Raw genomic sequence first — 24,177 nt, forward strand, 5'->3', positions numbered from 1 at the left:
TGCGACATTTCCGCGGAGCATCCGCTCGTCCAAGCGACGCCGTCATTCCGGACAAGCCGCAAAGCGGCGCCGCTCCGGAATCCATCATAGAGCGCCGTCGGTGCCCTATGATGGATTCCGGGTCTGCGCTTCGCTTGCCCGGAATGACGGCATGGTTGTCGCGGACAGCACCGTCTTCTGCATCTTACACCCCGGCCAGCGCGCGCTCCAGATCGGCCACGAGATCATCGGCGTGTTCGAGGCCGACCGAGAGCCGGATCAAGCCTTCCGATATGCCCATGCTGGCGCGGATTTCCGGCGAGAAGCGCTGATGAGTCGTCGTCGCGGGGTGAACGATCAGGCTCTTGGCGTCGCCGAGATTGTTGGAGATGCGGATCAGCTTGAGTCCGTTGAGGAAGCGGAAGGCGCCGGCCTTGCCGCCTTCGACCTCGAAGGCGACCAGCGTGGACGGGCCCGTCATCTGCCGGGCGATGATGTCCGCCTGCGGATGAGACTTCAGGCCGGGGAAGATGACCCGGAGCAACTGCGGCTGCGCGACCAGCCAGTCGGCGACGATTGCGGCGTTATGCGCCTGCTGACGCACCCGCAACGGCAGCGTCTCCAGCGCCTTGAGCATCACCCAGGCGTTGAAGGGCGAGATCGCCGGGCCGGTCTGGCGCAGATAGGTCTGCACATGCGTCTCGATGAAGTCCTGCGAGGCGAGGATCAGCCCGCCGAGGCAGCGGCCCTGCCCGTCGATATGCTTGGTGGCCGAATAGACGACGCAGTCGGCGCCCAGTTCCAGCGGGCGCTGATAGAGCGGCGTGGCGAAGACGTTGTCGACGACCAGCGTCGCGCCGACCTCCTTGGCCAGCGCGGCGACGGCGGCGATGTCGATCACCTCCAGCGTCGGGTTCGACGGGCTTTCCAGAAAGAACACCTTGGTCTGCGGCGTCACGGCCCGGCGCCAGGCATCGATGTCGGGCCCGTCGACCAGCGTCGAGGTGACGCCATAGCGGGGCAGATGCTCCTCGACGACATAGCGGCAGGAACCGAACAGGGCCTGGGCCGCCACGACATGGTCGCCCGCTCGGACCTGACCCATGATGGCGGCGGTGACGGCGGCCATGCCGGTGGCCGTGGCACGGCAGGCTTCCGCGGCCTCGAAGGCAGCCATGCGCGCTTCCAGCATGGCGACGGTCGGGTTGGAGAAGCGGGCGTATTGGAAGCCCGGATCCTTGTTCAGGAAGCGCGCCTCGGCCTGCTCGGCGCTGTCATAGACATGGCCCTGGGTCAGGAACAGCGCCTCGGAGGTTTCGCCGAACTGGGAGCGCATCGTTCCGGCATGAACGAGACGTGTCTCGGGATGCAGGCCGGCGATGTCGCCCCTGGGTGCCGACATGATGAAAACTCCAAACCGTTCGTTTTAACGAACCGGTGGCGTATCATCCTGCGCCGAGCCCGTAAAGGAGAACGGCATTCTCCCGCTTGGGCCCAATCAGCGTGCCAGCGGCGTCAGGAAGCCTGTCAGATCCGAGGTGACGTGGTGGACATGGCCGGCCTCGACGGCGGCCTGCTCCCAGGCTTCGCGGAAGGGATCTGGCGTCTGCGGGATGATCAGCACCGTCTTCATCCCCATCGCGCTGGGGACCAGCAGGTTCTTCTCGATATCCTCGAACATCGCCGCCCGACCGGGGTCGACTGCATGTTTGGCGAGAAAGAGTTCATAGGTCGAGCGCTCGGGCTTGGGCGTGAAGCCGGCCGCGACGATGTCGAACACATCCTCAAAATGCTCGATGATGCCGAGCTTGCCGGCGACATTGCGGGCATGGGCGACCGAGCCGTTGGTCAGGATCAGCTTGCGCCCCGGCAAGGCCGCGATCGCTGCGCCCAGGGCCGGATCGGGCTCGAGCAGGCTGAGATCGACGTCATGCGCGAAATCGAGAAAGTCGTCGGGCTCGACCCCATGCTCGACCATCAGGCCGTTCAGCGTCGTGCCGTAGCGGTGATAATAGTAATTCCGCAGGGCATGGGAGGAGAGGCCGTCGAGGCCGAACAGCTCCTGCAGGAACAGGGTGATGCGCTGATTGACCTGCGGCCAGACCCGGCTCTCATGCGAATAGAGCGTGTTGTCGAGGTCGAAGACCCAGTGATCGACATGCGCGAACGCCTCGACCTGGAGCGGCGGGATCGCGACGGGTGAGGCAGCTTGCGTGGTCATTGCGGTCTTGCGCCAGAGCGGCTCCGTGATGTGGGGCTGCGAGCCTGACATGCAAGTCCTGACATGCAAGTCCTGACCCAGCCCTTACCAGCCGATCAGCTTCGGCAGCCCCGTCGCCAGGCCGGGAAACAGGAAGACGACAAGCACAGCCAGGATCTGCATGCCGACAAAGGGGACGACGCCGCGATAGATCTCGGCGGTGGTGATGCCGGCTGGCGCCACGCCGCGCAGATAGAACAAGGCCCAGCCGAAGGGGGGCGTCAGGAAGGAGGTCTGCAGCATCACGCAGATCAGCGCCGCGATCCAGACCGGGTCGGTGCCTGCGTTCTGGAAGACCGGCAGGAACAGCGGCACGGCGATGTAGCAGATCTCGATCCATTCGATGAAGAAGCCGAGCACGAAGACGATCATCAGCATGAACCAGACATCGGCATTGGCGCCGCCGGGCAGGATCGCGAACAGATCCTCGACCAGCCTTTCGCCACCGAGCCCGCGAAAGGCGATGGCGAAGATCTGGGCGCAGATCAGGATGAACATCATCTGCGCGGTGATCTTGGTGGCGTCATAGACGGCCTCCTTGACGATATTCAGCGAGAAACGGCCGCCGATGGCGGTCACGAGCAGCGAGCCGAGCGCGCCCATGGAGGCCGCTTCCGTCGGCGCGGCGATGCCGGCGATGATCGACCCGAGCACGCAGCCGACGAGGCCGAGCGGTGGAAGCGCCACCCGCAGCAGCTTGGTCAGCAATTCGCGCCGGCCCATCGCGTCGCGCTCGGCTTGGGGCACGGGCGGCACCATATCCGGCCGCAGCAGCCCGAGCCCGAGGAGATAGGCGATGTAGATCAAGGAGAGCAGGAGCCCCGGCAGCACGGCGGCGGCAAACAGGGTGCCCACGGATTCGTTCATGATGTCGGCGAGCAGAATCAGGATCAGGCTGGGCGGGATGATCTGGCCCAAGGTGCCGGAAGCACAGATGACGCCGCAGGCCAGCCCCTTGTCATAGCCGCGCTTCAGCAGGCTCGGCAGGGTCAACAATCCCAGCGTGACCACGGTGGCGCCGACGATGCCGGTCGTCGCGCCCATCACGATCCCGACCAGGATGATGCCGACGCCGAGCCCGCCCCGGGTCTTGCCGGCGAGATGGCCGACCACCTCCATCAGATCTTCCGCCAGGCGCGACTTCTCCAGCATCACCCCCATGAAGACGAAGAGCGGGATGGCGAGCAGCGTGTAGCCGGTGACGACACCATAGATCCGGCTCGGCAGCAGGTTGAACAGGCCCGCGCCGAAGCCGAGATAGCCGAAGACGAAGCCCGACAGCGCCAGCGTCAGCGCCACCGGGAAGCCGACCATGAGGAAGCCGAAAAAGGCGACCAGCATCGCGATCGCGTAGATCTCATTCATCGGCACGGGCAAAGGCTTTCGAGACGGCGGGCCTGCGAGGGAAGGCTGGGACGGCAGGGCTGCAAGGGTTGGACGGTGACGGCCCGGCTCAGGCGGCGAGGCGGCGCAGACGCGCGAGATGGCGCAGGCTTTCGGCCAGCATCTGCAGCAGCAGCAGGGCGAAGCCGAGCGGCAGCAGGCTCTTCAGGGCCCAGCGATAGGGAATGCCGCCGGGATTGGCCGAGCCCTCCGACTGCCCAAAAGACTGCGCGACATAGCGCAGGCTGAGCCAGATGATGATCCCGGCCAGCACGGTGAAGGCCACCGCGCAGCCGAAATCGATTGCCGCCTTCGTGCGCTCGCCGAAGCGGGCATAGAAGATGTCGACGCGGACATGATCGCCATGGAGCAGGGCATAGGACATGCCGAGCAGGCAGATCGGCACGAACAGGTGCCATTCCAGCTCCTGCGCCCAGACCGAGCCGAGCGAGAAGCCGTAACGGAGCAGGACATTGCCGGCCATCACCAGGACGAGCGCGAAGAGGCAGAAGGCCCCCAGGCGCCCGCCGGCATCGACGACACGCTCGAGCCGGGCTGCCGCCCGCTCCAGCGCGCTCATCAGAGCCTGACCTTGTTGTGATAAACCCCCTCCGAGAGGGCGGTCCAGGGCTCGTATTTTGCCTTGAAGGCGAAGTAGCTGTCATGGACCTTCTTGGCGACCGGGTCCTTGGCGATCGCCTCCTCCAGTACCTTGCCGGTGATCTCGCGCAGGGAAGCGACGACGGCATCGGGCAGCGGCGCGGCGATGACGCCCTGGTTCTTGACCAGATCCTCGAAGGCCTCCGAATTGTTCTTCTGGCACCAGGCCTCGCTCACCGCGTTGCAGGCATCGGCCGCGCTGGTGACGATCGCCTGGAGGTCCTTGGGCAGGCTGTCCCAGGCCTTCTTGTTGATGACGAGCTCGGAGACGGTCGCGGTCTCGTGCCAGCCGGTGGTGTAATAGTGCTTGGCAACCTTCTGCAGCCCGAGCTGGCGGTCGAGGAAGGGGCCGACGAACTCGGCCGCGTCGATGACGCCGCGCTCCAGCGCCGGGAAGATCTCGCCGCCGGGCAGCAGGCGCACATCGACGCCGAGCTGCTGGTAGACGCGGCCAGCGAGCCCGGGAATCCGCATCTTCAGGCCCTTGAAATCGTCGATCGTCGTGATCGGCTTGCGGAACCAGCCGGTCATCTGCACGCCGGTGTTGCCGCAGGGCAGCGGCACCAGGCCGAAGCGGTCATAGACCTCGCGCCAGAGCTGGATTCCGCCGCCCTCATAGAGCCAGCCATTCATGCCCTGGAAATTCAGGCCGAAGGGCACGGCTGTGAAATACTGCGCGGCGAAGCTCTTGCCGGTCCAGAAATAGGAATTGCCGTAGTTCATCTCGACGGTGCCGGCGGACGCCGCATCGAAACCCTCGAAGGCGGGCACGAGTTCGCCGGCACCGAAGAACTGGATCTTGAGGCGCCCGCCGGACATGTCGTCGATGCGCTTGATCAGGTCGGTCGCGCTGCCGGGCCCGACGGAATAGAACGCCGCGCGCGAGCCATAGGCGCTGGTCATCTTCCAGCTGAAGCGGCTCTGCGCGCGGGCAACAGCCGGCGCGGCGATCGTTGCGGCGGCAACCAGCGCGCCCGATTTCAGCAGATTCCTGCGGTCCATTCTCGCCTCCACGATTTTCAAGTTTCGCAAGGCGGTCAGCAAACGCTGTGCCAGCGCGAGAACGCAGAGGTGGAGAGGTCGAAGAGCGCCGGCAGGGCTCCAAAAATACCAAACCCCGCCTCAAATTGAGGCGGGGTCTGCATCAATCGCCCGAGGAAGCGCCAGAGGCTCAGCGCAAAGGGATCGACACCGGCGGATCAGCGCCGGATGATCGTGCCCGAGCCCGTGTCGGTGAAGAGCTCGATCAGCACCGCATGCGGCACCTTGCCGTCGAGGATAACCACGGCCTCGACGCCCTTTTCCAGCGCATAGATGCAGGTCTCGATCTTCGGGATCATGCCGCCCGAGATCGTGCCGTCGGCGATGAGACGCCGGCATTCCTCGACCGTCAGCTCGGGAATGAGCTCCTTGTCCTTGGTCAGGACGCCGGGCACGTCGGTCAGCAGCAGCAGCCGCTTGGCGTTGAGCGCACCGGCGATGGCGCCCGCGAAGGTGTCGGCGTTGACGTTGTAGGTCTGGCCGTCGGCCGCCGCGCAGACCGGCGCCAGAACCGGGATCAGCTCGGCCTTGAGCACGGAATCGAGCACGGAGGTGTCGACCCTGTCGGGCTCGCCGACGAAGCCGAGATCGAGCACCTCCTCGATTTTCGAATCGGGATCGACAATGGTGCGCGTCACCTTGCGGGCGGTGACCATGTTGCCGTCCTTGCCGCAAAGCCCGATCGCCTTGCCGCCCTCGCGCGAAATGTAGCCGACGATCTCCTTGTTGACCGAGCCGGCCAGGACCATCTCGACGACGTCGACGGTGGCGGCATCGGTGACGCGCAGGCCCTGCTTGAACTCCGACTGGATGCCGAGCTTGGTCAGCATCCGCGCGATCTGCGGCCCGCCGCCATGGCAGACGACGGGCTTCAGCCCCGATTGCTCGAGCAAGACGACGTCCTCGGCGAAATCCTCGGCGGTCGCCGCGTCGCCCATGGCATTGCCGCCATATTTGATCACGATGATCTCCTGATCGTAGCGCTGCATGTGGGGCAGCGCCTGGACCAGCAGGTCGGCCGATTGCGACGGCGTCAAATGGGCGTGGGCGGGGTTGATCATCGGTCGGGGCTCCGCGACGGCGCGCGAGGCATCCGCGCCGGGTGCGGTGTCTAGCGGAAGAAGCGGGCGCAAGGAAGCAGGCAAACGATCCGCTTCAGGCGCGGCGCGCGGCCTTCCGGATCGCGTCGGCCATGCGCGCGCGCCAGTCGGCGCCGTCGCTCTTGTAGGTTTCAATCAGGCTCGGCTCCAGGCGCAGCGTCACGACCTGCTTGGCCTCGTCGAGCCGGGGCCGGCCGGGACCGCGCGTAAGGGTGCCCTGGGCCGGACGGATCACCTTGTCCGCGATCGCGAACTCTGCACGGGCGATCTGGTCGTCGGTCCATTCCGGCCCATCATCGGGGTCAACGAAGGGCTGGGAGGACACGCTGTGCTTCGCGTTCATGACAATGCCTCATCGAAATTATATGTCGCGCCTCGCCGCGCGGCGTCCAGACCACCATCACGAGACGGCCGACGAGAAGCCCGTAAGTCAGGAAGCGCTCTTCGCCATAGCTGAAACGGTCGTCCAGCTGTGTCAGAACCGGACCGGCGAAAAGGGGCGCCGCATCGACGAAGTCGAGTCCACGCTTCCAAGGTCGCGTTACGTTTCGTGTCGTGGAACGTGATCTTCACAAGAGCTAATTATAGGGTCTGCTCGCCCGGCAAGTCAATTTTCGTATTACGAAAATGTCAGCCACGCCGTGCGAACAATGCCGACATCGCCAGCACCAGCCAGCCCCCCAGCATCAGGAAGCCGCCGATCGGCGCGGCGCGCGGGAACAAGGCCTCGCTGGAAAAGCCGCGCCGGGAGAGGTCGGCGGCGAAGAGCGCGACGCCCAGGATGATCAGGGAAAGCGCGATGCGCGCCACGAGATCGACGAGGTAGCCGGCCTTGCGAGCGGCGGTCGCGCCGAAAACCAGCGGCGCGTGAAACAGCAGCATCTGGCCGGCTGTCTGGACGTTGCTGGTGCCGGTGACATGGGCGGCCGAGGCCAGCAGCGCCACGCCGGCCAGCCCCATTAGGGCGGCCAGGACGAGATGGATCTTGGCTGCGGTCATCGGGGGCCCCTTGGCTGCACGCCTTTGCTGCGCCCCGTGGCGAGGCGAAGGCACGCTGGCTGGGTGCCGGGGCGGGCCGCCGGGGTCAAGCGGCAGCGGCAGCGTCCCGGTGACGCGGCGCGCGCCTTACTGCCCGTCGAACCAGGCCTTCCACTGCGGCACGGCCGTGGCGAAGGTGCCGCGATGGCTGGTGTCGCCGGTCGGCACCGCCTCGACCGTGTCGTTGCCGATCGCCTTTTGATAGGTCATCGGCAACTGGCCGATCTCGATGCGGATCGCCTCGTCGGTCAGGCCATAGAAGTTTCGCACCGGTGTCTTGATCACCCAGCGATAGGCGCTGGTCTGGGCCACGAGCCGGCCATAGGCCGAGTTGGCGAAGAACTGGGCGTCAAAATATTCCGGCCGGATCAGCTTCTTCAGGTCGGTTGGGACGTCGTTCTGGTTGAAAGGCTCGCGCAGATAGGCCTTGCGCGAGATCTCGTAGGTCTCGTCGGTCAGGACCGAGCGCGCGAGGCCGGGAATGTTATGGTAGTTTTCGAAAGAAAACACGTTGAGGATGAAGATCGTCGTGATCCAGCTCGCGTCGATCTTGCGCGGGAAATTCAGGAAGCCGTTGAAGGCTGCGAAGGCGTCGGCAGGCGCGCTGGCGGTGGTCGCAGCCTTCACCGGCATGCCGACCGCCTCGAGCCGCTCCAGCATGGCAAGCGTGACGAAGCCGCCCTGCGACCAGCCGCTGAGGAAGAGCTTGCTGTCCGAAAGCTTGAGATCGGCGAGCACGGCGCGGCTGGCGACCAGCATGTCGTAGGTCGCCTGCTGGTGGCTGCCCTTGACGAGATAGCCTTCCGGCTCCTTCGAGGCGCCCATTCCGAAGTAGTCGGCGCCGGTGACGAGATAGCCCTGCCCCGCGAACTGGGCGATCATCAGTTGCGTCTCGGGTGACTGCTCGGGAAAGGACGGGACCTGTTCCTTCCCGTAAACCGTGCCGTGCTGGTAGGAGACCATCGGGAAGACGGTTTCGGCCGTGTCCGGCACGGCCAAAAGCCCGGTGGCGGCGATCGGCCGGTTGCCCTGCTCGGGGACCACCGACGGATAGCTGACGCGGTAGAGCTTCACGGCATTGCGCGCCGGCGTGTAGCTGACGGTGACGCCGGCGAATTTCGGTGTGTCGGTGGTCAGGATCTGGTTGAGCCTGGCGACGTCCCAGCGCCCGATCAGTTCGTACTGGACACCCGACGTGACCTTGATCGGGGCCGACGGGGCCGGGGCTGTCGGAGCCGGAGCGGCCGTCTGGGCCTGGGCCGGGAGGCCGAACGTCATAACCGCCGCCAGCAGCGTGGCGAATGAGCGAATGCGAATCGATGGCGACATCAAGGCTCCCCCAGGGCCGCCGGGACGGAACGGACATCAGGCCCGACCGTCGCCGCGACGTGTCCGGCACCCTGCACAGCCGATGTAAAGATTTGGTGGCCGGCCCTCTATCAGGCGCGCCTCAGCCGCGCTCCGCCAGAACCCGCCCAACGGCGGCGCGCAGTTCGGGGATGCCGAGACCGGTCTCGCTGGACGTCATCAGCACTTCGGGGAAGGCGGCGGGGCGGCGCTTGATCTCGTCATAGGTCGCCTCGCGCATGAACTGCTGGTCGGCGGGCTTGAGCGCGTCGCCCTTGGTCAGCACGACCTGATAGGACATCGCCGCCTTGTCGAGCGTCTCGAGCACGGCGTTGTCGACGTCCTTGAGGCCGTGGCGGGCGTCGATCAGGAGATAGACGCGCATCAGATTGGGCCGGCCGCGCAGGTAATTGTGGATCAGGTTCGTCCAGGAGGCGACCTTGGCCCGGCCGACGGCGGCATAGCCGTAGCCCGGCATGTCGACGATGGTCAGGCGCTCGTCGCCGCCGACCTGGCGGAAGAAATTGAGCTGCTGGGTGCGGCCGGGCGTATGCGAGGTCCGCGCCAGGGCGTTGCGGCGCGTCACGGCGTTGATCAGGCTCGACTTGCCGACATTGGAGCGGCCGGCAAAGGCGATCTCGTGGCCGACCATGCTCGGCAGGTCGTCGATATGGGTCGAGGCCCAGACAAAATCCCACGGCCCCTCGAAGAGCTTGCGGGCGGATTCGATCTCGTCGTCGGTGAAGGGTGTGGTCAAGCTGGAGGTCATGGGTCGCGATCTTGGCTTCTGCCTGTTGATCAAAAACAGAAGCCCTCATCCTGAGGAGCCGCAAAGCGGCGTCTCTAAGGATGCTTCAGATGGCGCTGGCTGGAGCATCCTTCGAGACGCAGCCTGAAGGCTGCTCCTCAGGATGAGGGCTGAGGATGTCCTGTGTTCTACACGGCCGCGCGCAGCGCGTCGATGTCGGCGCCGGCGATCGCCGCGACATTGCGGCCGATCTTGTCGGCCTCCCAGTCCCACCAGGCGATCGCCAGGAGCGCGGCGACCGTTTGCTCGGGAAAACGCATTCTCGCGACACGCCCGGGATTGCCGACAACGACCGCATAGGGCGGCACATCCCGCGCCACCTGCGCGCGGGTGCCGATGATGGCCCCGTCGCCGACGGTGACCCCGGGCATGATCACCGCCTCGCGGCCGATCCAGACGTCGTTGCCGATGATCGTGTCGCCGCGATGGGGCTGGTTCTTGACGTCGGGTGCGCAGTCGATGCCGAACATCTGGAACGGATAGGTCGAGAAGCCGCCCAGCGGGTGGTTGGCACCGTTCATGACGAATTGCGCGGCTTGGGCGATCGCGACGAATTTGCCGATGATCAGCCGGTCGCCGATGAAATCGAAATGGTAGCGGACGCAGCGGGCGACGAAATGCTCGGGGCCACGCGAGTCGTCATAATAGCTGTAGTCGCCGACCTCGATCAGCGGGTGATCGACGATCGCCCTCAGGAAAGCCGTGCCCTTCCAGCCGGGGATGGGATGGCGTGTGAGCGGATCGGGCAGCGGCATCGGTTCTAAAAGGCAAAGGGCGGGAAACCCGCCCTTCGCTCCTCACTTCTTGTTGCTGTTGGCAGGCTTGCCCGGCGCCGATGCGGGCGCTGGCGAAACCGCAGCGGGGGCCGGATCGGGCTTCTTGCCGAACATGCTCTTGATGTTGTCGAAGAGCTCGATCTTCACCCCGAACTTTCGCATGATGTAGCCCTGCTGCAGGACCGAGAGCAGGTTGTTCCAGGTCCAGTAGATCACCAGGCCTGCAGGGAACGAGCCGAGCAGGAAGGTGAAGAACACCGGCATCCAGGTGAACATCATCTTTTGGATCGGGTCCGGCGGCTCGGGGTTCATCTTCATCTGCACGAACATCGTAATGCCCATCAGGATCGGCCAGGCGCCGATCAGCAGGAAGGCCGGCACGGCGAAGGGAAGCAGGCCGAACAGGTTGAAGATCGAGGTCGGGTCCGGCGCCGCCAGATCGCGGATCCAGCCGAAGAACGGCGCGTGCCGCATCTCGATGGTGATAAACAGGATCTTATAGAGCGCGAAGAACACCGGAATCTGCACCAGCACCGGCCAGCAGCCGGCGAGCGGGTTGATCTTCTGGGTCTTGTAGAGCTCCATCAGCGCCTGCTGCTGCTTCATCTTGTCGTCGGCATAGCGCTCGCGGATGGCCAGCATTTCCGGCTGAACCGCCTTCATCTTCGCCATCGAGGCGTAGGACTTGCTGGCGAGCGGGAAGAAAACGCCCTTCAGAAGCAGCGTGACGACCAGGATCGCAACGCCGAAGTTGCCGACATGCTTAAAGATCCAGTCGAGCAGGAAGAACATCGGCTTGGTGATGAAGTAGAACCAGCCCCAGTCGATCAGAAGATCGAAGCGTTTGATGCCAAGGGTCTGCTCGTAGCCATTGATCGCGGCGACTTCCTTGGCGCCGGCGAAGAGACGTGCCGTGCTTTCAGCGTTGGCGCCCGGCGCGACCGTCACGGCCTCGGCCAGGAAATCGGCCTGATAGGTGCGCTGCGCCCCGGTCTGGACCGAGGAGAAGCGGCCCTCATAGCGGCGGGACTGGTCGGGAACGACGGTCGCGGCCCAGTATTTGTCGGTGATGCCGATGAAGCCGCCGACGATGTCCTTCCAGACGCGGCCATTGGTGCCGGGCGACAGCAGCGGCTCCTTGTCGACATGGTCGTAAGTGAATTCCTGCAGGCCCTGCTCGCCGAGCACGCCGATCAGGCCTTCATGCAGCACGTAATAGCCAAGCGTCGGCGGGCGGCCGTGGCGGACGACCTGGGCATAGGGGAACAAGGTGACGGCGGCGCCGCCCTTGTTCTGGACCTCGTCCTTGACCGAGAACATCGCATTCTCGTCGATCGTCACAATGCGGCGAAACAGCAGGCCCTGGCCATTGTCCCAGGTCAGGGTCAGGGGCTTGGCCGGCGTCAGCACCTGTGCGTCGGGCGTCCAGACGGTCGTGGCATTGGGCAGCGGAACGGATGTGCCCGGTGCTGCAACCCAGCCGAAATCGGAATAATAGCCGTTGGGGCCGCCCAGCGGCGAGAGCAGCACGATGATCGGGCTGTTGGGATCGACCGTCTCGCGGAAGGCTTTCAGCGAGATATCGTCGATGCGCGCGCCAGTCAGCGAAATCGAGCCGGTGACCTTAGGCGTGTCGATCCGCACGCGCGGACTCTGGGCCAGGGCCTGGTCTCGCGTCACCGCGATCGCGCCGACCGGTGCTGCGCCCGGCACCGAGGTCGCCGCCTGGCCGGGCACGCTCGATGGCGAGGGCGCCACACCGGTTCCAGGCGCCGGCTGGCCGAGGGCCTGCTGGTTCTGCTGCGCGATCTGCTGCTGCTTCTCCATCTGCGGCTTGGCATAAAAATATTGCCAGCCGAGAAGGATGACCACCGAAAGCGTGATCGCCAGAAGCAGGTTGCGGTTGTCTTCTTTCATCATGATCGGAAACAGATCTCGCTGACGCCCCGTCGGGCTCTAGGGATTCAGTTGCTCTAGGATGTGGGGTCGGCGTCGCCGGTGTGGACCTTCGGCTCCGCCCCGCTCGGCTTGGCCCCGCTCGGCTTGGTCATATCCGTCTTGGCGGCACCTGCCTTGGACACCATTGCTTTGGACGCACTTGCCTTGGCCGGGCGGGGCTTGCGGCCCTGCCCCTGCGGCCGGGCGCGCTCGACCGCGATGGACAATTCGGACACGAGCGTGGCGAAACTGGCGGTCAATGTCTCCGGCCGCGCGACGATCACGACGTCGCAGGGCGTGCTCGTCTGTGTCGCGAAGGCCTGGTGCGCCGCAACGCGCAGGCGCCGGCGGATGCGGTTGCGCTTGACGGCGTTGCCAACCTTGCGCGACGCGGTCAGGCCAAGACGCAGGCCCTGGGGCTCGGCTGCCTCGTCGGCGCCGCGCTGCGGCGCGTCCAGCACCTGGACGGTGAAGGCGGACGAACGAAAACGGCGGCCTTGATCGGCCGCCGCCAAAAATTGCTTGCGTTGCGTCAGACGGGCGAGGCGCATGGCGATTGGCCAGTCTTCCGGATCAGGCGCGCGGACATTACGCGCCTGTCGCTCAGGCCGAGAGCTTCTTGCGGCCGTGAGCGCGACGAGCTGCGATGACCTTGCGGCCGCCGACAGTCGCCATGCGGGCGCGATAGCCATGGCGGCGCTTGCGAACCAGCTTGCTGGGTTGATAGGTTCTCTTCATCGTCCGTCTCCGGGGCCTTGCCAGCGCGGCGGTCGCGGCTTCCAGAGGAAGCGTGGCCAACCGAGCCTGTCATGCGATAAGGGTCCGCGCCACCCCGAGGGCTGCGCAAGTCGCGGGCTTATGACGGATGGGCCGGTCCAAGTCAATGCCGAAGCGCGCGGCTGCGACGAAGCTTCGCGGCTGTTTCCGGGCTGGCGAAAACAGTTGGGCGCGCTTGCGCTGGCGCCGCATATCACCGATATAGCGCCCGGGAGGTTGGCGAGGGACGTCTCACTCGCCAACCGGGTCAGGTCCGGAAGGAAGCAGCCCTAACGAGACCGAACGGGTCTTCGTCCAGCCTCCCACCTGCCAGCTGATGTGTCGGTGCGCTGTCCAGGGTGCGCGGTCGCGAAGGCGTGCGCTTGATGTCGATTAGACACCGATTTGCGAGCCCGATCGCCGTCGCCGTGTTTCTCATTGGCTTGACCGGTTTCATACCATTTTGCATCCGCGCAGCGGATTGCAGCCAGCACGGTGCGGGCCGTTCAGGCTGAAAGTGGCAGATCTGAGCGGGTCGCATACTTCTGGGATCTCAATGAGGATTGCACTGTCAAGCGAGGCTTCAACGTCCGCGTCGGGCGGATGCCGAGGCATGGCACGGTGCGTCTGGAAAAGGCGCAGGCGACAATGACAGAGCAGTGGGCTCGTCAAGCCAGTTCGCCCAGGCGCTCGACTCTTGCAACACGATGCATGGGCCGGACGGTGGCGGTGATATACGCCTTCTACCAGTCTCGTTTTGGCTATGTTGGGTTCGATGATCTGATGCTGATCGTGGCGTCTGCGGATCGCGCAACCGAGCTTCACAGAGAAATTAGACTCGCAGTGAAATAGGCGGCTCGTCGATCCGGCGATAACGTGTGTTGACTGTGTCGCCACGCTCGGGCGTGATGCCAAGACAAGAGAGCGGGGTGTCGATGCGGCGGTTGACTGGACTGCACATGATTTCCGGCGCCAGCATTCTCGCGCTCGGCTTAACAGTCGCGTCTTCGGCACGGGCGCAATTGGAAGTGACAAGTGATCGCATGGTTTCGCGTTTTGTCGCGAGTGGCAAGGAAGAGAGAGTTGGGTTCTTTTGGGGCCTCAACGACGATTGTACGGTCCAGCGCGGCTTCAACGTCAGCATTGCCCAACTGCCACGGCAAGGTCAGGCTAGGCTTGAAAAGACGCTTCAGGTACTTGGTCGTCGATTGCTCGCACGGATCTCGGGAAGTGGCCTTCAGGCCGAACGGCTGCGTCGTTGCGTTGGTGTCGAAGTCCCCGTCATTTCCTTGTTTTATCGTTCCCAGCCGGGCTTTGTCGGCTTTGATGAACTGGTGGTCTTGAGAACAACGCCTGATGGACGCCGTCAGCAGCGGCGTGACGTCCGGATCGCCGTGAGGCCCTGAAATGCGATCAGCGGCGAAGGCCGCGAAACGGGCGTTGACCCCCGCCCGGCGAAACGCCACACCAGACCCATGAGCGACGACACGCACGCAAGCCCGCCCGCCGATGAGCCGGGCTTCGCCGGCTTCGACCCGGCGCCCGTCGTCGTGCCTGCAACTGCCCCGACCATGTCTGCAATCACGCCTGTCTCGCCGTACCGCGTCCTGGCGCGCAAATACCGTCCGGCGCATTTCGGCGATCTGATCGGCCAGGATGCGATGGTGCGGACCCTGACCAACGCCTTTGCGGCCGGCCGAATTCCCCAAGCCTGGATGCTGACCGGCGTGCGCGGCGTCGGCAAGACGACGACCGCCCGCATCCTGGCGCGGGCGCTTAACTATCAGACGGAAGATGGCGGCGGCGCGCCGACGACCGACCTCCGGGAGTTCGGCGTCCACTGCAAGGAGATCATCGAGGGCCGGCACATCGACGTGCAGGAGATCGACGCGGCCTCCAACAACGGCGTCGACAACATCCGCCAGATCAACGACGCGGTGCGCTACGCACCCGTGTCGGCCCGCTACAAGGTCTACATCGTCGACGAAGTGCACATGCTCTCGACGGGCGCCTTCAACGCGTTCCTCAAGACGCTGGAGGAGCCGCCGCCGCATGCGCGCTTCATCTTTGCGACGACCGAGATCCGCAAGGTGCCGGTGACGGTTTTGTCGCGCTGCCAGCGTTTCGACCTGCGCCGCGTCGATGCCGGGCTTCTGGTCTCGCATCTGTCGGGCATCTGCCGGGCAGAGAATGTCGAGGCGGAGGACGAGGCACTCGCAGCAGTGGCGCGGGCAGCGGAAGGCTCGGTGCGCGATTCGCTCTCGATCCTCGACCAGGCCATTGCGCATGCGGCCGGCACGATCACGCTCGAAGACGTCCGCTCGATGCTCGGGCACGCCGACCGGGCCCGTGTCATCGACCTGTTCGAGGCGGTGATGAAGGGCGATATCGCGGCTGCGCTGGGTGAGCTTCGCGCGCAGTACGATGCGGGGGCCGACCCGAGCGTGGTGCTGACCGATCTCGCCGAGTTTACCCATCTGGTGACGCGGCTCAAACTCGTGCCCGACGCGGTCAAGGACAACAGCCTCGCCCAGGCCGAGCGCGTGCGCGGCGGCGATTTCGCCCAGCGCCTGTCGATCCGCATCCTCGCCCGGACCTGGCAGATGCTGCTCAAGGGCCTCAGTGAGGTCAAACAGGCCGACCGGCCGATCATGGCGGCCGAGATGGTGCTGGTGCGCCTGGCGCATGCCGCCGACCTGCCGACGCCCGACGAAGCGATCAAGATGCTGCGCGATGGCACGGGCGCGGCGCCGTCGGGCCAGGGCGGTGGTTCGGGCCAGGGCGGCGGCGCGGGTTATGGCAATGGCGGCAATGGTGGGGCTTCGGCGCCGCGCGCGGTTTCGGGCGGCGGCAACACGGCGCTGGCCGCGCGACCGATCCTCGCCAGCGCCAATCCGATGCCTGAGATGGCTGCCGCGCCGCGCGCCCAGGCGCAGCCCGCCGTCATGGTGGCCTCGCTGGAGGATGTCGTCGCGCTCGCTTCGCAGCATCGCGACGTCACCTTAAAGCTTGCACTCGAGCGCGATGTCCGGCTCGTGCGCTTCGAGCAGGGCCGGATCGAGTTTTCGCTGGCGGCGGGCAGTTCGCGCACGATCGCGACCGATCTTTCGCGCCGCCTCAAGGAATGGACCGGCCAGACCTGGATGGTGGCCGTGGTCAATGGCGAGGGCGGCGCCACGCTGCGCGAGCAGGCCGAGGCGGTGAAGGGCCGGCGCGAGAGCGACGCCGCCTCGCACCCGGCCGTGAAGGCGGTTCTGGAACGCTTCCCCGGCGCGCGCATTGTCGATGTGCGCGACCCGCGCGCGGCTGAAGCCGACGTTCCGGCCGTCGCCGCGGTCGCCGACGAATACCTGCCCGACGGCGAGCCGCTCTTCGACGATGGCGAGCCGGATTTCGACGGCATCGATTTCTGACAGATCAAGGGAGACGAACGCGATGCGCGACATCATGGGCCTGATGAAGCAGGCGCAGGAGATGCAGCAGAAGATGGCCGATGTTCAGGCCGAACTCGACATGATCGAGGTCGAGGGCTCAGCCGGCGGCGGCATGGTCACGGTGACGATGACCGCCAAGGGCGCGATCAAGGCCGTCAAGATCGACCCCGCGCTGATGGTGCCCGATGAGCGCGAGATCCTCGAGGACCTGATCGTCGCCGCCAGCACGGATGCCCGCTCGCGCGCCGACCGCGTGATGCAGGAGCGGATGGCCGAGATCACCAAGGGCCTGCCGATCCCGCCCGGGATGAAGTTGTTTTGAGACAAGTGCGAGCCGCTCACTGTCTTTCCGGAGCTTCGCGCAGCGAAGAACCCGGAATCCACGACCTGGCGATTGCGGAAGCGAGAATGCTGGCGAAGGTGTTTACCCAGTCGTGGGTTCCGGGTTCGGCCTGCGGCCGCCCCGGAATGACAGCGTAGATCGATGTCGCGAGCCATCGCCGGCCCCGAGATCGAGCGGCTGATCCAGTTGCTCGCCAAGTTGCCGGGGCTAGGGCCGCGCTCGGCGCGGCGCGCGGCGCTGCATCTGGTGAAGAAGCGCGAGGCGCTGCTGGGGCCGCTCGCCGAGGCGATGGCCGTCGCCAGAGAGCGCATCGTCGTGTGTTCAAGCTGCGGCAATGTCGATACCAGCGATCCCTGCTCGCTGTGCCGCGACCCGCGCCGCGATGACGGGCAGATCGTCGTCGTCGCAGATATCGGCGATCTCTGGGCGCTGGAGCGTTCAGGCGCGGTGGCGGGGCGCTATCATGTGCTGGGCGGCGTGCTCTCGGCGCTGGACGGAGTCCGACCGGAGCATCTGGCACTCGAATCGCTGGTCGCGCGTGCCTCGGAGCCTGACGTTCGCGAGATCATCCTGGCGCTCAGCGCCACGGTCGACGGCCAGACCACGGCGCATTTCATCACCGATCTGCTGGCCCATCTGCCGCTTAAGGTGACGAAGCTCGCCCATGGCGTGCCGGTCGGCGGCGAGTTGGACTATCTCGATGACGGCACGCTGGCCGCTGCGATCCGCCAGCGCACGGGCTTCTGAAAACGCTGTCAGAACTTGTAGCCGACGCTGGCGCGCAGCGCATGCGTCGTCGGTTCGTGGCGGACCGTCAGTCCGAGCAGGGGGCCGCGCCCGGTCTGGTTGATCTTGCCGAAATCGGTGTAGCGGTATTCGGCGCCCAGGATCAGGTTGTCCGTATAGGCGAAATTGACGCCCGCGCCGGCCGTCCAGCCGGTCCGCGACCGGTCCGCGGTCTCGGCGAGCCCCGTGGCGGCATTGGCCAGATGATAGTCGAAATCGGTGAAGCTCGCGCCGCCGGTGGCGTAGATCATGAAACGGTCGAGCGCAAAGCCGACCCGGCCGCGCAGCGAGCCCTGCCAGTCGCGCTTGACCCGCGCCGCGATGCCCGGCGCGATCAGCGTCTCGCCGGTATCGAGCGCCTCGATATCGCCCTCGACGCCGAACACGATGCTGCCCGCCTGGTAATTGAAGCCGGCATGGGCGCCGCCCAACGCGCTGTCGGAGCTCTGGCGGAAGGCCAGGCCATTGAAGGCGCGCCCGATCGTGTCGGAAAAGCGGGTGCGCTCCTGCCCCCAGGCATAACCGGCCTGCACGCCGAGATAGACGCCGGTCCATGAATAGAAGCCCGGCAGCGCGGGAGCGGGCGGCAGCAGGCGCGACGACGGCATGTCGGCCGCGGATGTCACCGAGGCCAGACAGCTCAACGTGCCACAGAGGAGGGCGAGGCGTGCAAGGCCCGGCTTTGGCTGGATCGTCATCGCGGCCTCTACTCATCAACGACACGGACAGGCCCGCCTGTCGGCAGCGGGTATGCCGATGATCAGAAAGCATTAAGGTTAATGACCGCCTAACTGGCCCCCGCCGGTGACCCGGGAACCTTCGCGGCCGGACCCTGTTGATTTGCGGTGCCGCCGCGACGAAGCTGCCGCGGCAGTGGAGAGCATCTTCGCATGGGGCTTCTGAAACGGATCACGGGCGCGGCCGGCGCCGGCGTTGCCTTGGGCTACGTCGCCGAGGCCGTCACGAACCGGCTGTCGCGCCGCAGGCGCGAGAGCGCGCGGGGCCGCATGGCCGACACGCCCTTGCAGATGACCTGGCTCGGCTGGAAGGACGTTCTGCTGCGCTTCGGCGGCAATGTCGCCGATAACCGCATCAGCTCGCTGGCCGGCGCGGTTGCCTTCTTCACCCTGCTTTCGCTGGTTCCCGCCCTGTCGCTGCTGGTGACGATCTATCGCTACATCACCGACCCTGCGACCATCGCCGAGCAACTGGACGCGGTGACCACGGTCTTCCCGCAGGCGGCCCGCGAACTCATTCACGAACAGGCCATGCGGCTGGCGGCTCAGGACGTCTCGGCCTTATCCCTGACCTTCCTCATCAGTTTCCTCGTCGCGTCCTGGTCGGCCAATGCCGCGGTGAAGGCCGTGTTCGATGCGCTCAACATCATCTATCGCGAGCAGGAGAAGCGCAGCTTCCTGAAGCTCAATCTCATGTCCTTTGCCACGACGATCAGCGGGATTTTTCTTCTCGTCACGGCCTTGATCGTCATTGCCAGCCTGCCCGTGGTCACGGCGCTGTTTCCGCAGGCTTTCGAGGTCGAAAGGCTGATACGGCTCGTGCGCTGGCCGTCCTTCTTTGTCATGGCGACGCTGGCCATCGCCTGCCTCTACTGGATCGGGCCGAGCCGCGAGCGCGCCCGCTTCATCTGGGTGATGCCGGGGGCTGTTGCCGCCGCCCTGCTGTGGGCCGCGGCCTCCTGGGCGTTCTCCTGGTACGTCGGGACACTGGGCAACTACACCGCGACCTATGGCTCGCTCGCCACCGTCGTGGTGTTCATGACCTGGCTCTGGCTGTCGGCCATGATCGTGCTCGGCGGCGCCGAGCTCAATGCCGAACTCGAACACCAGACGGCGCTGGATACGACCACCGGCCGGCCAAAGCCGCTGGGCCTGCGTGGCGCGATGATGGCCGACCGGATCGGACCTCCTGCCGCGCGCGAGAGCCGCAGGTCGATCCTGGGCTGATGGCTTTCGTATGAAGCCGATGCCGCTGGTGCCCCGCAGCGAGGCATTGAAGATCAGCGGCCGATCCGGTTGCGATGCTGCAACCATGGACTTGCAGGAGATGGGGGAGACAGAAGGCGCGGGGCGGCGCATTCAGCTATCGGGCCGCAACGATGCCGCCAGTGATAGAGGCCGCGATGTTCAGCAGCGAAGATCGGATATCACCCGCGCCTGCCGGCATGGAGGCCCTGGATGCGCCGTGGCATATCGGTGCGGTGACTTTGCGCGTTTTCGATCTTGCCGGCATGACCGCATTCTATCGTGACGCCATCGGCCTTTCCCTCATCGACCGTGGCGAGACATCGGCAGTCCTGGGCGTGGGCAGCACGGTTTTGGTGCGACTGGTGCAGGGCGCAAGGCAGCCCAGCTCACCGGCCGGCCTGTTTCATCTCGCGATCCTGCTGCCCTCACGCCGGGATCTCGCCGACTGGCTCGCCCATGCGGTGGCCAGCGGTGTGCCGCTCGAAGGCGCTTCGGACCATCTCGTCAGCGAGGCCATCTACCTCTCGGACCCGGAAGGGAACGGCATCGAAATCTATCGCGACCGGCCGCGTAGCGCCTGGCCGCGTCGGGATGGGGCCCTGCTGATGGCGACCGACAGGCTCGATCTCAACACGCTCCTGGCGGAAGCCGGCCAGCGTGCCTATGCCGGGGTGCCGTCGGAAACACGCATGGGACATGTCCATCTGCGGGTCGGCGATACGACCGCAGCCGAGGCCTTTTATTCAGACGTTCTCGGACTGGATGTGATGGTGCGCTACCCCGGCGCCAGTTTTCTCGCCAGCGGCGGTTACCACCACCACGTTGCCGTCAATGTCTGGAACAGCCGTGGCGCCAAACCAAGGGAAGCCGGCGATGCGGGGTTGGAGAGCTTCGAACTGATGGCCCAGGACGCGACCGCTTATAATGCGATGCACGCGCGCTTCCTGTCGGCGGGAGGCTCAAATTCGGCCGAAGGGCCCGTGATCGCCGATCCGTGGGGCAACCGCATCATGCTGACGGTCGCGGCGGCCAGGCTTAAGCCTCTGCAGGGCTGACCATCTGGACGGCCTTGCGCGCTTCAGGCGGTCTATCGGTGCCCGGCGAGGCGACGGCCTCCGACACGAACCGCACGATCTCATACGTGGAAAACGGCTTCCGCAGGAAGCGGACATTGCGCAGGGGTTCCGGCACCTCCCCGGGCGTCGAACCTGAAACGAAGGCGAACGGCGTACCCTTTTTGAGAAGCCTTGCCGCGACCTCGAATGTTTTGCCGCCGACCACGTCGATGTCGAGGAGCGCGCAGGACAATTTGGCAGCGGCAGCGCGCTGAGCCTGCGTGACCGATTCGACGATGATCAACTCGGCTACGGGGCCAAACTGCTCGGCGACGGCCGTTTCGATATCCATCGCGATGAACGGATCGTCTTCAACGATCAGGATGCGGATTTCAGTCATGATTTCCGGCTCCTTTCTGGCGCTGCCAAGCGAATCATTGTCAGGGCAACGTCATCGGGTGATCAATGTTCCTAGCCGCGACATGATGCCGGTCGCAGTTGAATCAAATTCTCCCGAATTTACGTTGCCAGGGTTAGCAAAACGTAACCCTGGCAACTGATGGGACAGGTCAGCGGCGCCGAGCAGGGCGAACCAACGACAATTCGAAGCCGGTTACGCCGATCGCGACATTGATGCCGCGCGAGCCCTGCAGCGAGAGCGGCTGCAGAGTGACTTCATTGTTGTTGCCGCCGACGAGCAGGTTGGCGCTGCCGCCGACGCCAGCCGAGGCACCCGCCGTCGCGCCGCCATAGCGGCCCGACAAGGCGCCCAGCGGCGCACGGGCATAGGGCCCATAGACGCGCCAGGACATTGCGCTGCTGCGGATCGTGCCGAGATCCAGCCCGAAATTGCGGACAACGCCGACATAACGCTGAGCCGGGCCACGCCGTGGGGTGAAGGTGCAATTCATCGGACGCTGCGACGTCACCACCAGACCGATGCCGGCGCCGACATTGCAGTTGAGGCGCCCTGTCGGGGCCCCCGACTGGGCCGATGACGGCAACGTTGAAACCAGGAGGCCCGCTGCCGCGACGAAGGCCGCGAGGACCGGCGAGGCCGGCCGGAAGTGCCGAATGATCATTTTGAGCTCCTGTCATGATTGCGGCCATGAAACGCCCCATGGCAGGCACAGTTCCAGCCAAACTGGAACAGGCAGGCTTGAGCCGCGTTTACACGACCTCGTGTTTTCACAATCATCCGGCTGAAGAAAGGTCGCGTGTGGTGCATTCGGATCAGACCCGCTTTCCCACCGAGTTTCAGGCTGACGGCGGATCGCAGACACCGCCCTTCTGGGAGCTCGAGAGGCTGATCGACCAGGGTTTCACGCGCGATCTGGCGCTTGACGTTCTCGCGACGCGGCCCTTGCCCGCGCGCGCGTCGCTGAGATTTCTCCCGAGGCACGGCGTCCCGGCGCGTACCGATCTTTCAGCCAGACTTCACTGACAGAAGCGGCTCGATGCGGCGCGCCGCGGCTGAATGTCGACATGAATATGATTGGCATGGGCGGCGTCCGAACCGGGGCCGAGGCTGGTCATGAAGGCCCCGCAGGCGGACTGCCTGATCGCGGTCAAAAACGCGCCATGGCCCGGACCATCGGGCTTTTCGACCATCACCACCTGCTCGTCCTTGCCCTCGCCGACCACCACCGCGAAGATATCGAGTGCGCCGCCGGTGGAATGCTCGCTGAGCTTGCCGGTCGCAGCTCGGTTGCGCCGCCTGCATTCGTGACCGCCGCCGACACGCAATGCCGTCAGATCCCGGTCGAAATGCCCCTTCGCCAGTGGCTGGACGCTGGTTTCCAGCCAGGCCGCGACCGTGGTCGCCATTGTGCAGCTCACAACAATCGGGGGCTGCAGGGCAATCCGGCGCCGCGCCGTCGCTGGCCCCACCATTACCCCGGCCATGACCACAGGCTCGACCACGGCGCAGGCGGCATCCTTGGCCTGTGCCTTCCCTGCTTCCACCGTGCCTGCCCGGACCTCGTCGCCGTGGACGGCGATCAGCGCTGCAAGGCAGCCCGTCTCGGACACCGGCGCCGCGCTGGCGCCTGGCTTGCCAGGTTCCGGGGCGGCGACTGCCGGGTCGGCGACAGGGGCCTGAACGGGCTTCGGCGCCGGCTCGGTGGAAGGCGCTGGTGGCGATGTACGGGCCGGCAGATCGGCAGGGCGTCGCGGCGGCAGGGTTTCTGCCGAGAGCGGCTGCGCCCACGCCATGACCGGGCTCCCGAGTAGAACGGCAAGCAGGGTCGATGCCAGATAGCGGCACCAACGCTTTCGTGTCGGGAGCAACAGGGACGTCAGATGTCGAGCGCCGCGGCGCTGGCGACGGCCACAGCCGTCACGGCCGCCAGGGCCACGGACAGCACCTGGCCGGTCAGGGCATCTGGCGGGACAATGCCGCCGAAGAGTGCCGCGCCAATCGAGGCCGCAGCAATCAGGGCCGCTATGCAGGTCATGGCCATGGCGTTTCGCCTCGCGGCATGAGGATTCGCGCTTTATGCGTTTGCAATCCTTAACGCTGACGCCAGCCGCTTGTTCCACGACGAAGGGGCGACTCTGCCGGCTCATGCAAAAGCCCGCGGCGCCGGGCGCCACGGGCCTTTGACAGTTAGGGTTGAGCCAATCAGGCGGCCTTGCGGCCGGCCCGACGGTCGAAGAACAGAGCCTGACTGATTGCGGCTTTCACAGCCTCGGGCTGGAACGGCTTGGTGATCAGGAAAGCGGGCTCCGGCCGGTCACCCGTCAGAAGCCGCTCTGGATAGGCGGTGATGAAGATCACCGGCACATCGATCGTGGCAAGGATTTCATTGACCGCGTCCAGACCCGAGCTGCCATCGGCGAGCTGGATGTCGGCAAGAACCAGCCCGGGGCGCTTCTTGGCGACGAGCGCGATCGCCTCGCGCTGTGTCCTGGCGACACCGGTGACGGTGTGGCCGAGTTCCTCGACCATGGTCTCGATGTCGAGCGCGATGATCGGCTCGTCCTCGATGATCAGCACGTCGGTGGCGACCTGCTCGGCGATCTCCTGCCCGGCCGTCTGGACGAGCGCGGCCGCATCGGCGGGCGAGACTTCCATGATCGCAGCGACTTCATCGATCGAGAAACCCTCGACCGTGCGCAGTAGGAAGGCCTGGCGCGGCCGTGGCGTCAGCGCCTCGAGGTTCCGCTCGACCGGGGTGCGGTTCAGCGTGACCGGCGCGCCGGGATCGCTGGTGTTGAGACCAAACGACGACCACAGCGTCAGAAACGTGCGATACAGCCCAAGGCGCGGATTGATATCGCGCGGGAAGGCGGCGGGATCGAGCACGAGCGCCTCGAGCATCGCGACGACGTAAGCGTCGCCGCTGTTTTGAGTACCGGTCAAGGCGCGAGCGAATCTGCGCAAATAGGGCAGATGCGGCGCAATTTCCTTGGCAATCGACATGGAGATGTCCCTTTTAAACGTGCCGGAAATGAGCACCGCAGATGGCCTGCTGACAAGTAATTTA

Annotated in this window: 27 protein-coding genes and 1 other RNA gene; 7 read left to right on the plus strand and 21 right to left on the minus strand. The window is 65.6% G+C overall.

The window, feature by feature from the left end; all coding sequences use genetic code 11:
• Positions 1 to 184 precede the first annotated feature (184 nt).
• From IP69_RS09485 to rpmH, 15 genes are all read right to left on the minus strand, one after another.
• Positions 185 to 1,381, minus strand: coding sequence for an O-succinylhomoserine sulfhydrylase (locus IP69_RS09485; protein ID WP_054142569.1), 1,197 nt, complete (start codon positions 1,379 to 1,381; stop codon positions 185 to 187).
• 96 nt (positions 1,382 to 1,477) lie between these two features.
• Positions 1,478 to 2,200, minus strand: coding sequence for a pyrimidine 5'-nucleotidase (locus IP69_RS09490; protein ID WP_054142615.1), 723 nt, complete (start codon positions 2,198 to 2,200; stop codon positions 1,478 to 1,480).
• Between the two features lie 84 nt (positions 2,201 to 2,284).
• Positions 2,285 to 3,604, minus strand: a complete 1,320-nt coding sequence (locus IP69_RS09495) for a TRAP transporter large permease subunit (protein WP_054142570.1) — start codon at positions 3,602 to 3,604, stop codon at positions 2,285 to 2,287.
• A gap of 88 nt (positions 3,605 to 3,692) precedes the next feature.
• Positions 3,693 to 4,202: a TRAP transporter small permease subunit gene (locus tag IP69_RS09500; protein ID WP_054142571.1), complete on the minus strand. Its 510-nt coding sequence runs from the start codon at positions 4,200 to 4,202 to the stop codon at positions 3,693 to 3,695.
• Positions 4,202 to 5,284, minus strand: coding sequence for a TRAP transporter substrate-binding protein (locus IP69_RS09505; RefSeq protein ID WP_054142572.1), 1,083 nt, complete (start codon positions 5,282 to 5,284; stop codon positions 4,202 to 4,204). The genes IP69_RS09500 and IP69_RS09505 overlap by 1 nt, the downstream gene beginning before the upstream one ends.
• A 197-nt stretch (positions 5,285 to 5,481) precedes the next feature.
• Positions 5,482 to 6,384 carry an acetylglutamate kinase gene (gene argB, locus IP69_RS09510; RefSeq protein ID WP_054142573.1) on the minus strand — a complete coding sequence of 301 codons (903 nt, stop codon included), beginning with the start codon at positions 6,382 to 6,384 and terminating at the stop codon, positions 5,482 to 5,484.
• A 94-nt stretch (positions 6,385 to 6,478) separates the two neighbouring features.
• Positions 6,479 to 6,766, minus strand: coding sequence for a BrnA antitoxin family protein (locus tag IP69_RS09515; RefSeq protein WP_054142574.1), 288 nt, complete (start codon positions 6,764 to 6,766; stop codon positions 6,479 to 6,481).
• Positions 6,726 to 6,902, minus strand: a complete 177-nt coding sequence (locus tag IP69_RS21385) for a BrnT family toxin (RefSeq protein ID WP_082359184.1) — start codon at positions 6,900 to 6,902, stop codon at positions 6,726 to 6,728. Before IP69_RS21385 ends, IP69_RS09515 begins: the two co-directional genes overlap by 41 nt.
• A 151-nt stretch (positions 6,903 to 7,053) precedes the next feature.
• The gene (locus IP69_RS09520) at positions 7,054 to 7,422 is read right to left on the minus strand and encodes a DUF423 domain-containing protein (protein WP_054142575.1); all 369 of its coding nucleotides are present in this window, start codon (positions 7,420 to 7,422) and stop codon (positions 7,054 to 7,056) included.
• Between the two features lie 126 nt (positions 7,423 to 7,548).
• Complete coding sequence (locus IP69_RS09525) at positions 7,549 to 8,790, minus strand: alpha/beta hydrolase (RefSeq protein ID WP_082359185.1); 1,242 nt, start codon at positions 8,788 to 8,790, stop codon at positions 7,549 to 7,551.
• 121 nt (positions 8,791 to 8,911) lie between these two features.
• Complete coding sequence (gene yihA, locus IP69_RS09530) at positions 8,912 to 9,577, minus strand: ribosome biogenesis GTP-binding protein YihA/YsxC (protein WP_054142576.1); 666 nt, start codon at positions 9,575 to 9,577, stop codon at positions 8,912 to 8,914.
• Between the two features lie 167 nt (positions 9,578 to 9,744).
• A complete protein-coding gene (locus IP69_RS09535; RefSeq protein WP_054142577.1) occupies positions 9,745 to 10,371 on the minus strand; it encodes a CatB-related O-acetyltransferase in 627 nt (208 codons plus the stop codon).
• A gap of 42 nt (positions 10,372 to 10,413) precedes the next feature.
• Positions 10,414 to 12,309: a membrane protein insertase YidC gene (yidC, locus tag IP69_RS09540; protein WP_054142578.1), complete on the minus strand. Its 1,896-nt coding sequence runs from the start codon at positions 12,307 to 12,309 to the stop codon at positions 10,414 to 10,416.
• Positions 12,310 to 12,365: 56 nt separating this feature from the next.
• Positions 12,366 to 12,881, minus strand: coding sequence for a ribonuclease P protein component (gene rnpA, locus IP69_RS09545; RefSeq protein WP_054142579.1), 516 nt, complete (start codon positions 12,879 to 12,881; stop codon positions 12,366 to 12,368).
• A 52-nt stretch (positions 12,882 to 12,933) separates the two neighbouring features.
• Positions 12,934 to 13,068: a 50S ribosomal protein L34 gene (gene rpmH, locus IP69_RS09550; RefSeq protein ID WP_054142617.1), complete on the minus strand. Its 135-nt coding sequence runs from the start codon at positions 13,066 to 13,068 to the stop codon at positions 12,934 to 12,936.
• Between the two features lie 249 nt (positions 13,069 to 13,317).
• Between rpmH and ffs the strand changes: the two genes are divergently transcribed.
• The 5 genes from ffs to recR all read left to right on the plus strand — a co-directional run bounded on the left by ffs (position 13,318) and on the right by recR (position 17,610).
• Positions 13,318 to 13,414: signal recognition particle sRNA small type (ffs, locus tag IP69_RS21390), an RNA gene on the plus strand.
• Between the two features lie 601 nt (positions 13,415 to 14,015).
• On the plus strand, positions 14,016 to 14,492 hold the full coding sequence (locus tag IP69_RS21800) for a hypothetical protein (RefSeq protein ID WP_156323371.1): 477 nt from the start codon (positions 14,016 to 14,018) through the stop codon (positions 14,490 to 14,492).
• 69 nt (positions 14,493 to 14,561) lie between these two features.
• Positions 14,562 to 16,499: a DNA polymerase III subunit gamma/tau gene (locus IP69_RS09555; RefSeq protein WP_054142580.1), complete on the plus strand. Its 1,938-nt coding sequence runs from the start codon at positions 14,562 to 14,564 to the stop codon at positions 16,497 to 16,499.
• Between the two features lie 22 nt (positions 16,500 to 16,521).
• On the plus strand, positions 16,522 to 16,842 hold the full coding sequence (locus IP69_RS09560; protein ID WP_054142581.1) for a YbaB/EbfC family nucleoid-associated protein: 321 nt from the start codon (positions 16,522 to 16,524) through the stop codon (positions 16,840 to 16,842).
• A gap of 162 nt (positions 16,843 to 17,004) precedes the next feature.
• A complete protein-coding gene (gene recR / locus IP69_RS09565) occupies positions 17,005 to 17,610 on the plus strand; it encodes a recombination mediator RecR (protein ID WP_054142582.1) in 606 nt (201 codons plus the stop codon).
• Positions 17,611 to 17,618: 8 nt separating this feature from the next.
• Here the strand turns inward: recR and IP69_RS09570 are convergent, their stop codons facing one another.
• Positions 17,619 to 18,347: an outer membrane protein gene (locus IP69_RS09570; protein WP_054142583.1), complete on the minus strand. Its 729-nt coding sequence runs from the start codon at positions 18,345 to 18,347 to the stop codon at positions 17,619 to 17,621.
• Between the two features lie 192 nt (positions 18,348 to 18,539).
• On the opposite strand from IP69_RS09570, the gene IP69_RS09575 reads away from it, so the two are divergent.
• Together IP69_RS09575 and IP69_RS09580 are read left to right on the plus strand one after the other, a co-directional pair.
• Entirely contained in the window at positions 18,540 to 19,613 is a 1,074-nt protein-coding gene (locus IP69_RS09575; RefSeq protein ID WP_054142584.1) for a YihY/virulence factor BrkB family protein, read from the plus strand.
• Between the two features lie 218 nt (positions 19,614 to 19,831).
• Positions 19,832 to 20,689 carry a VOC family protein gene (locus IP69_RS09580; RefSeq protein WP_054142585.1) on the plus strand — a complete coding sequence of 286 codons (858 nt, stop codon included), beginning with the start codon at positions 19,832 to 19,834 and terminating at the stop codon, positions 20,687 to 20,689.
• On the opposite strand, the gene IP69_RS09585 is transcribed toward IP69_RS09580, so the two are convergent.
• The 5 genes from IP69_RS09585 to IP69_RS09605 form a co-directional block, all read right to left on the minus strand.
• Positions 20,670 to 21,089: a response regulator gene (locus IP69_RS09585; protein ID WP_054142586.1), complete on the minus strand. Its 420-nt coding sequence runs from the start codon at positions 21,087 to 21,089 to the stop codon at positions 20,670 to 20,672. The genes IP69_RS09580 and IP69_RS09585 overlap by 20 nt on opposite strands.
• 169 nt (positions 21,090 to 21,258) lie before the next feature.
• On the minus strand, positions 21,259 to 21,771 hold the full coding sequence (locus IP69_RS09590) for a DUF992 domain-containing protein (protein WP_054142587.1): 513 nt from the start codon (positions 21,769 to 21,771) through the stop codon (positions 21,259 to 21,261).
• A 355-nt stretch (positions 21,772 to 22,126) separates the two neighbouring features.
• Positions 22,127 to 22,903: an extensin family protein gene (locus IP69_RS09600; protein ID WP_054142589.1), complete on the minus strand. Its 777-nt coding sequence runs from the start codon at positions 22,901 to 22,903 to the stop codon at positions 22,127 to 22,129.
• 83 nt (positions 22,904 to 22,986) lie between these two features.
• Positions 22,987 to 23,151: a hypothetical protein gene (locus IP69_RS22120; protein ID WP_197279782.1), complete on the minus strand. Its 165-nt coding sequence runs from the start codon at positions 23,149 to 23,151 to the stop codon at positions 22,987 to 22,989.
• Positions 23,152 to 23,312: 161 nt separating this feature from the next.
• Positions 23,313 to 24,113, minus strand: a complete 801-nt coding sequence (locus tag IP69_RS09605; RefSeq protein WP_054142590.1) for a response regulator — start codon at positions 24,111 to 24,113, stop codon at positions 23,313 to 23,315.
• Between the last annotated feature and the right edge of the window lie 64 nt (positions 24,114 to 24,177).

It is taken from the genome of Allobosea sp. AAP35 (assembly GCF_001295925.1).
GTDB lineage: Bacteria > Pseudomonadota > Alphaproteobacteria > Rhizobiales > Beijerinckiaceae > Allobosea.

What these genes read in the sequence shown, in the direction of transcription:
- IP69_RS22120 (WP_197279782.1), bottom strand. Translation starts at nt 23,151, where the DNA reads ATGGCCATGACCTGCATAGCGGCCCTGATTGCTGCGGCCTCGATTGGC.
- IP69_RS09490 (WP_054142615.1), bottom strand. Translation starts at nt 2,200, where the DNA reads ATGACCACGCAAGCTGCCTCACCCGTCGCGATCCCGCCGCTCCAGGTC.
- IP69_RS09535 (WP_054142577.1), bottom strand. Translation starts at nt 10,371, where the DNA reads ATGCCGCTGCCCGATCCGCTCACACGCCATCCCATCCCCGGCTGGAAG.
- IP69_RS09520 (WP_054142575.1), bottom strand. Translation starts at nt 7,422, where the DNA reads ATGACCGCAGCCAAGATCCATCTCGTCCTGGCCGCCCTAATGGGGCTG.
- IP69_RS09500 (WP_054142571.1), bottom strand. Translation starts at nt 4,202, where the DNA reads ATGAGCGCGCTGGAGCGGGCGGCAGCCCGGCTCGAGCGTGTCGTCGAT.
- IP69_RS09560 (WP_054142581.1), top strand. Translation starts at nt 16,522, where the DNA reads ATGCGCGACATCATGGGCCTGATGAAGCAGGCGCAGGAGATGCAGCAG.
- yihA (WP_054142576.1), bottom strand. Translation starts at nt 9,577, where the DNA reads ATGACCTCCAGCTTGACCACACCCTTCACCGACGACGAGATCGAATCC.
- IP69_RS09495 (WP_054142570.1), bottom strand. Translation starts at nt 3,604, where the DNA reads ATGAATGAGATCTACGCGATCGCGATGCTGGTCGCCTTTTTCGGCTTC.
- IP69_RS09570 (WP_054142583.1), bottom strand. Translation starts at nt 18,347, where the DNA reads ATGACGATCCAGCCAAAGCCGGGCCTTGCACGCCTCGCCCTCCTCTGT.
- rpmH (WP_054142617.1), bottom strand. Translation starts at nt 13,068, where the DNA reads ATGAAGAGAACCTATCAACCCAGCAAGCTGGTTCGCAAGCGCCGCCAT.
- yidC (WP_054142578.1), bottom strand. Translation starts at nt 12,309, where the DNA reads ATGAAAGAAGACAACCGCAACCTGCTTCTGGCGATCACGCTTTCGGTG.
- argB (WP_054142573.1), bottom strand. Translation starts at nt 6,384, where the DNA reads ATGATCAACCCCGCCCACGCCCATTTGACGCCGTCGCAATCGGCCGAC.
- rnpA (WP_054142579.1), bottom strand. Translation starts at nt 12,881, where the DNA reads ATGCGCCTCGCCCGTCTGACGCAACGCAAGCAATTTTTGGCGGCGGCC.
- IP69_RS09515 (WP_054142574.1), bottom strand. Translation starts at nt 6,766, where the DNA reads ATGAACGCGAAGCACAGCGTGTCCTCCCAGCCCTTCGTTGACCCCGAT.
- IP69_RS09555 (WP_054142580.1), top strand. Translation starts at nt 14,562, where the DNA reads ATGAGCGACGACACGCACGCAAGCCCGCCCGCCGATGAGCCGGGCTTC.
- IP69_RS09605 (WP_054142590.1), bottom strand. Translation starts at nt 24,113, where the DNA reads ATGTCGATTGCCAAGGAAATTGCGCCGCATCTGCCCTATTTGCGCAGA.
- IP69_RS09485 (WP_054142569.1), bottom strand. Translation starts at nt 1,381, where the DNA reads ATGTCGGCACCCAGGGGCGACATCGCCGGCCTGCATCCCGAGACACGT.
- IP69_RS09580 (WP_054142585.1), top strand. Translation starts at nt 19,832, where the DNA reads ATGGAGGCCCTGGATGCGCCGTGGCATATCGGTGCGGTGACTTTGCGC.
- IP69_RS09600 (WP_054142589.1), bottom strand. Translation starts at nt 22,903, where the DNA reads ATGGCGTGGGCGCAGCCGCTCTCGGCAGAAACCCTGCCGCCGCGACGC.
- IP69_RS09590 (WP_054142587.1), bottom strand. Translation starts at nt 21,771, where the DNA reads ATGATCATTCGGCACTTCCGGCCGGCCTCGCCGGTCCTCGCGGCCTTC.
- IP69_RS09505 (WP_054142572.1), bottom strand. Translation starts at nt 5,284, where the DNA reads ATGGACCGCAGGAATCTGCTGAAATCGGGCGCGCTGGTTGCCGCCGCA.
- IP69_RS09525 (WP_082359185.1), bottom strand. Translation starts at nt 8,790, where the DNA reads ATGTCGCCATCGATTCGCATTCGCTCATTCGCCACGCTGCTGGCGGCG.
- IP69_RS09585 (WP_054142586.1), bottom strand. Translation starts at nt 21,089, where the DNA reads ATGACTGAAATCCGCATCCTGATCGTTGAAGACGATCCGTTCATCGCG.
- recR (WP_054142582.1), top strand. Translation starts at nt 17,005, where the DNA reads ATGTCGCGAGCCATCGCCGGCCCCGAGATCGAGCGGCTGATCCAGTTG.
- IP69_RS09575 (WP_054142584.1), top strand. Translation starts at nt 18,540, where the DNA reads ATGGGGCTTCTGAAACGGATCACGGGCGCGGCCGGCGCCGGCGTTGCC.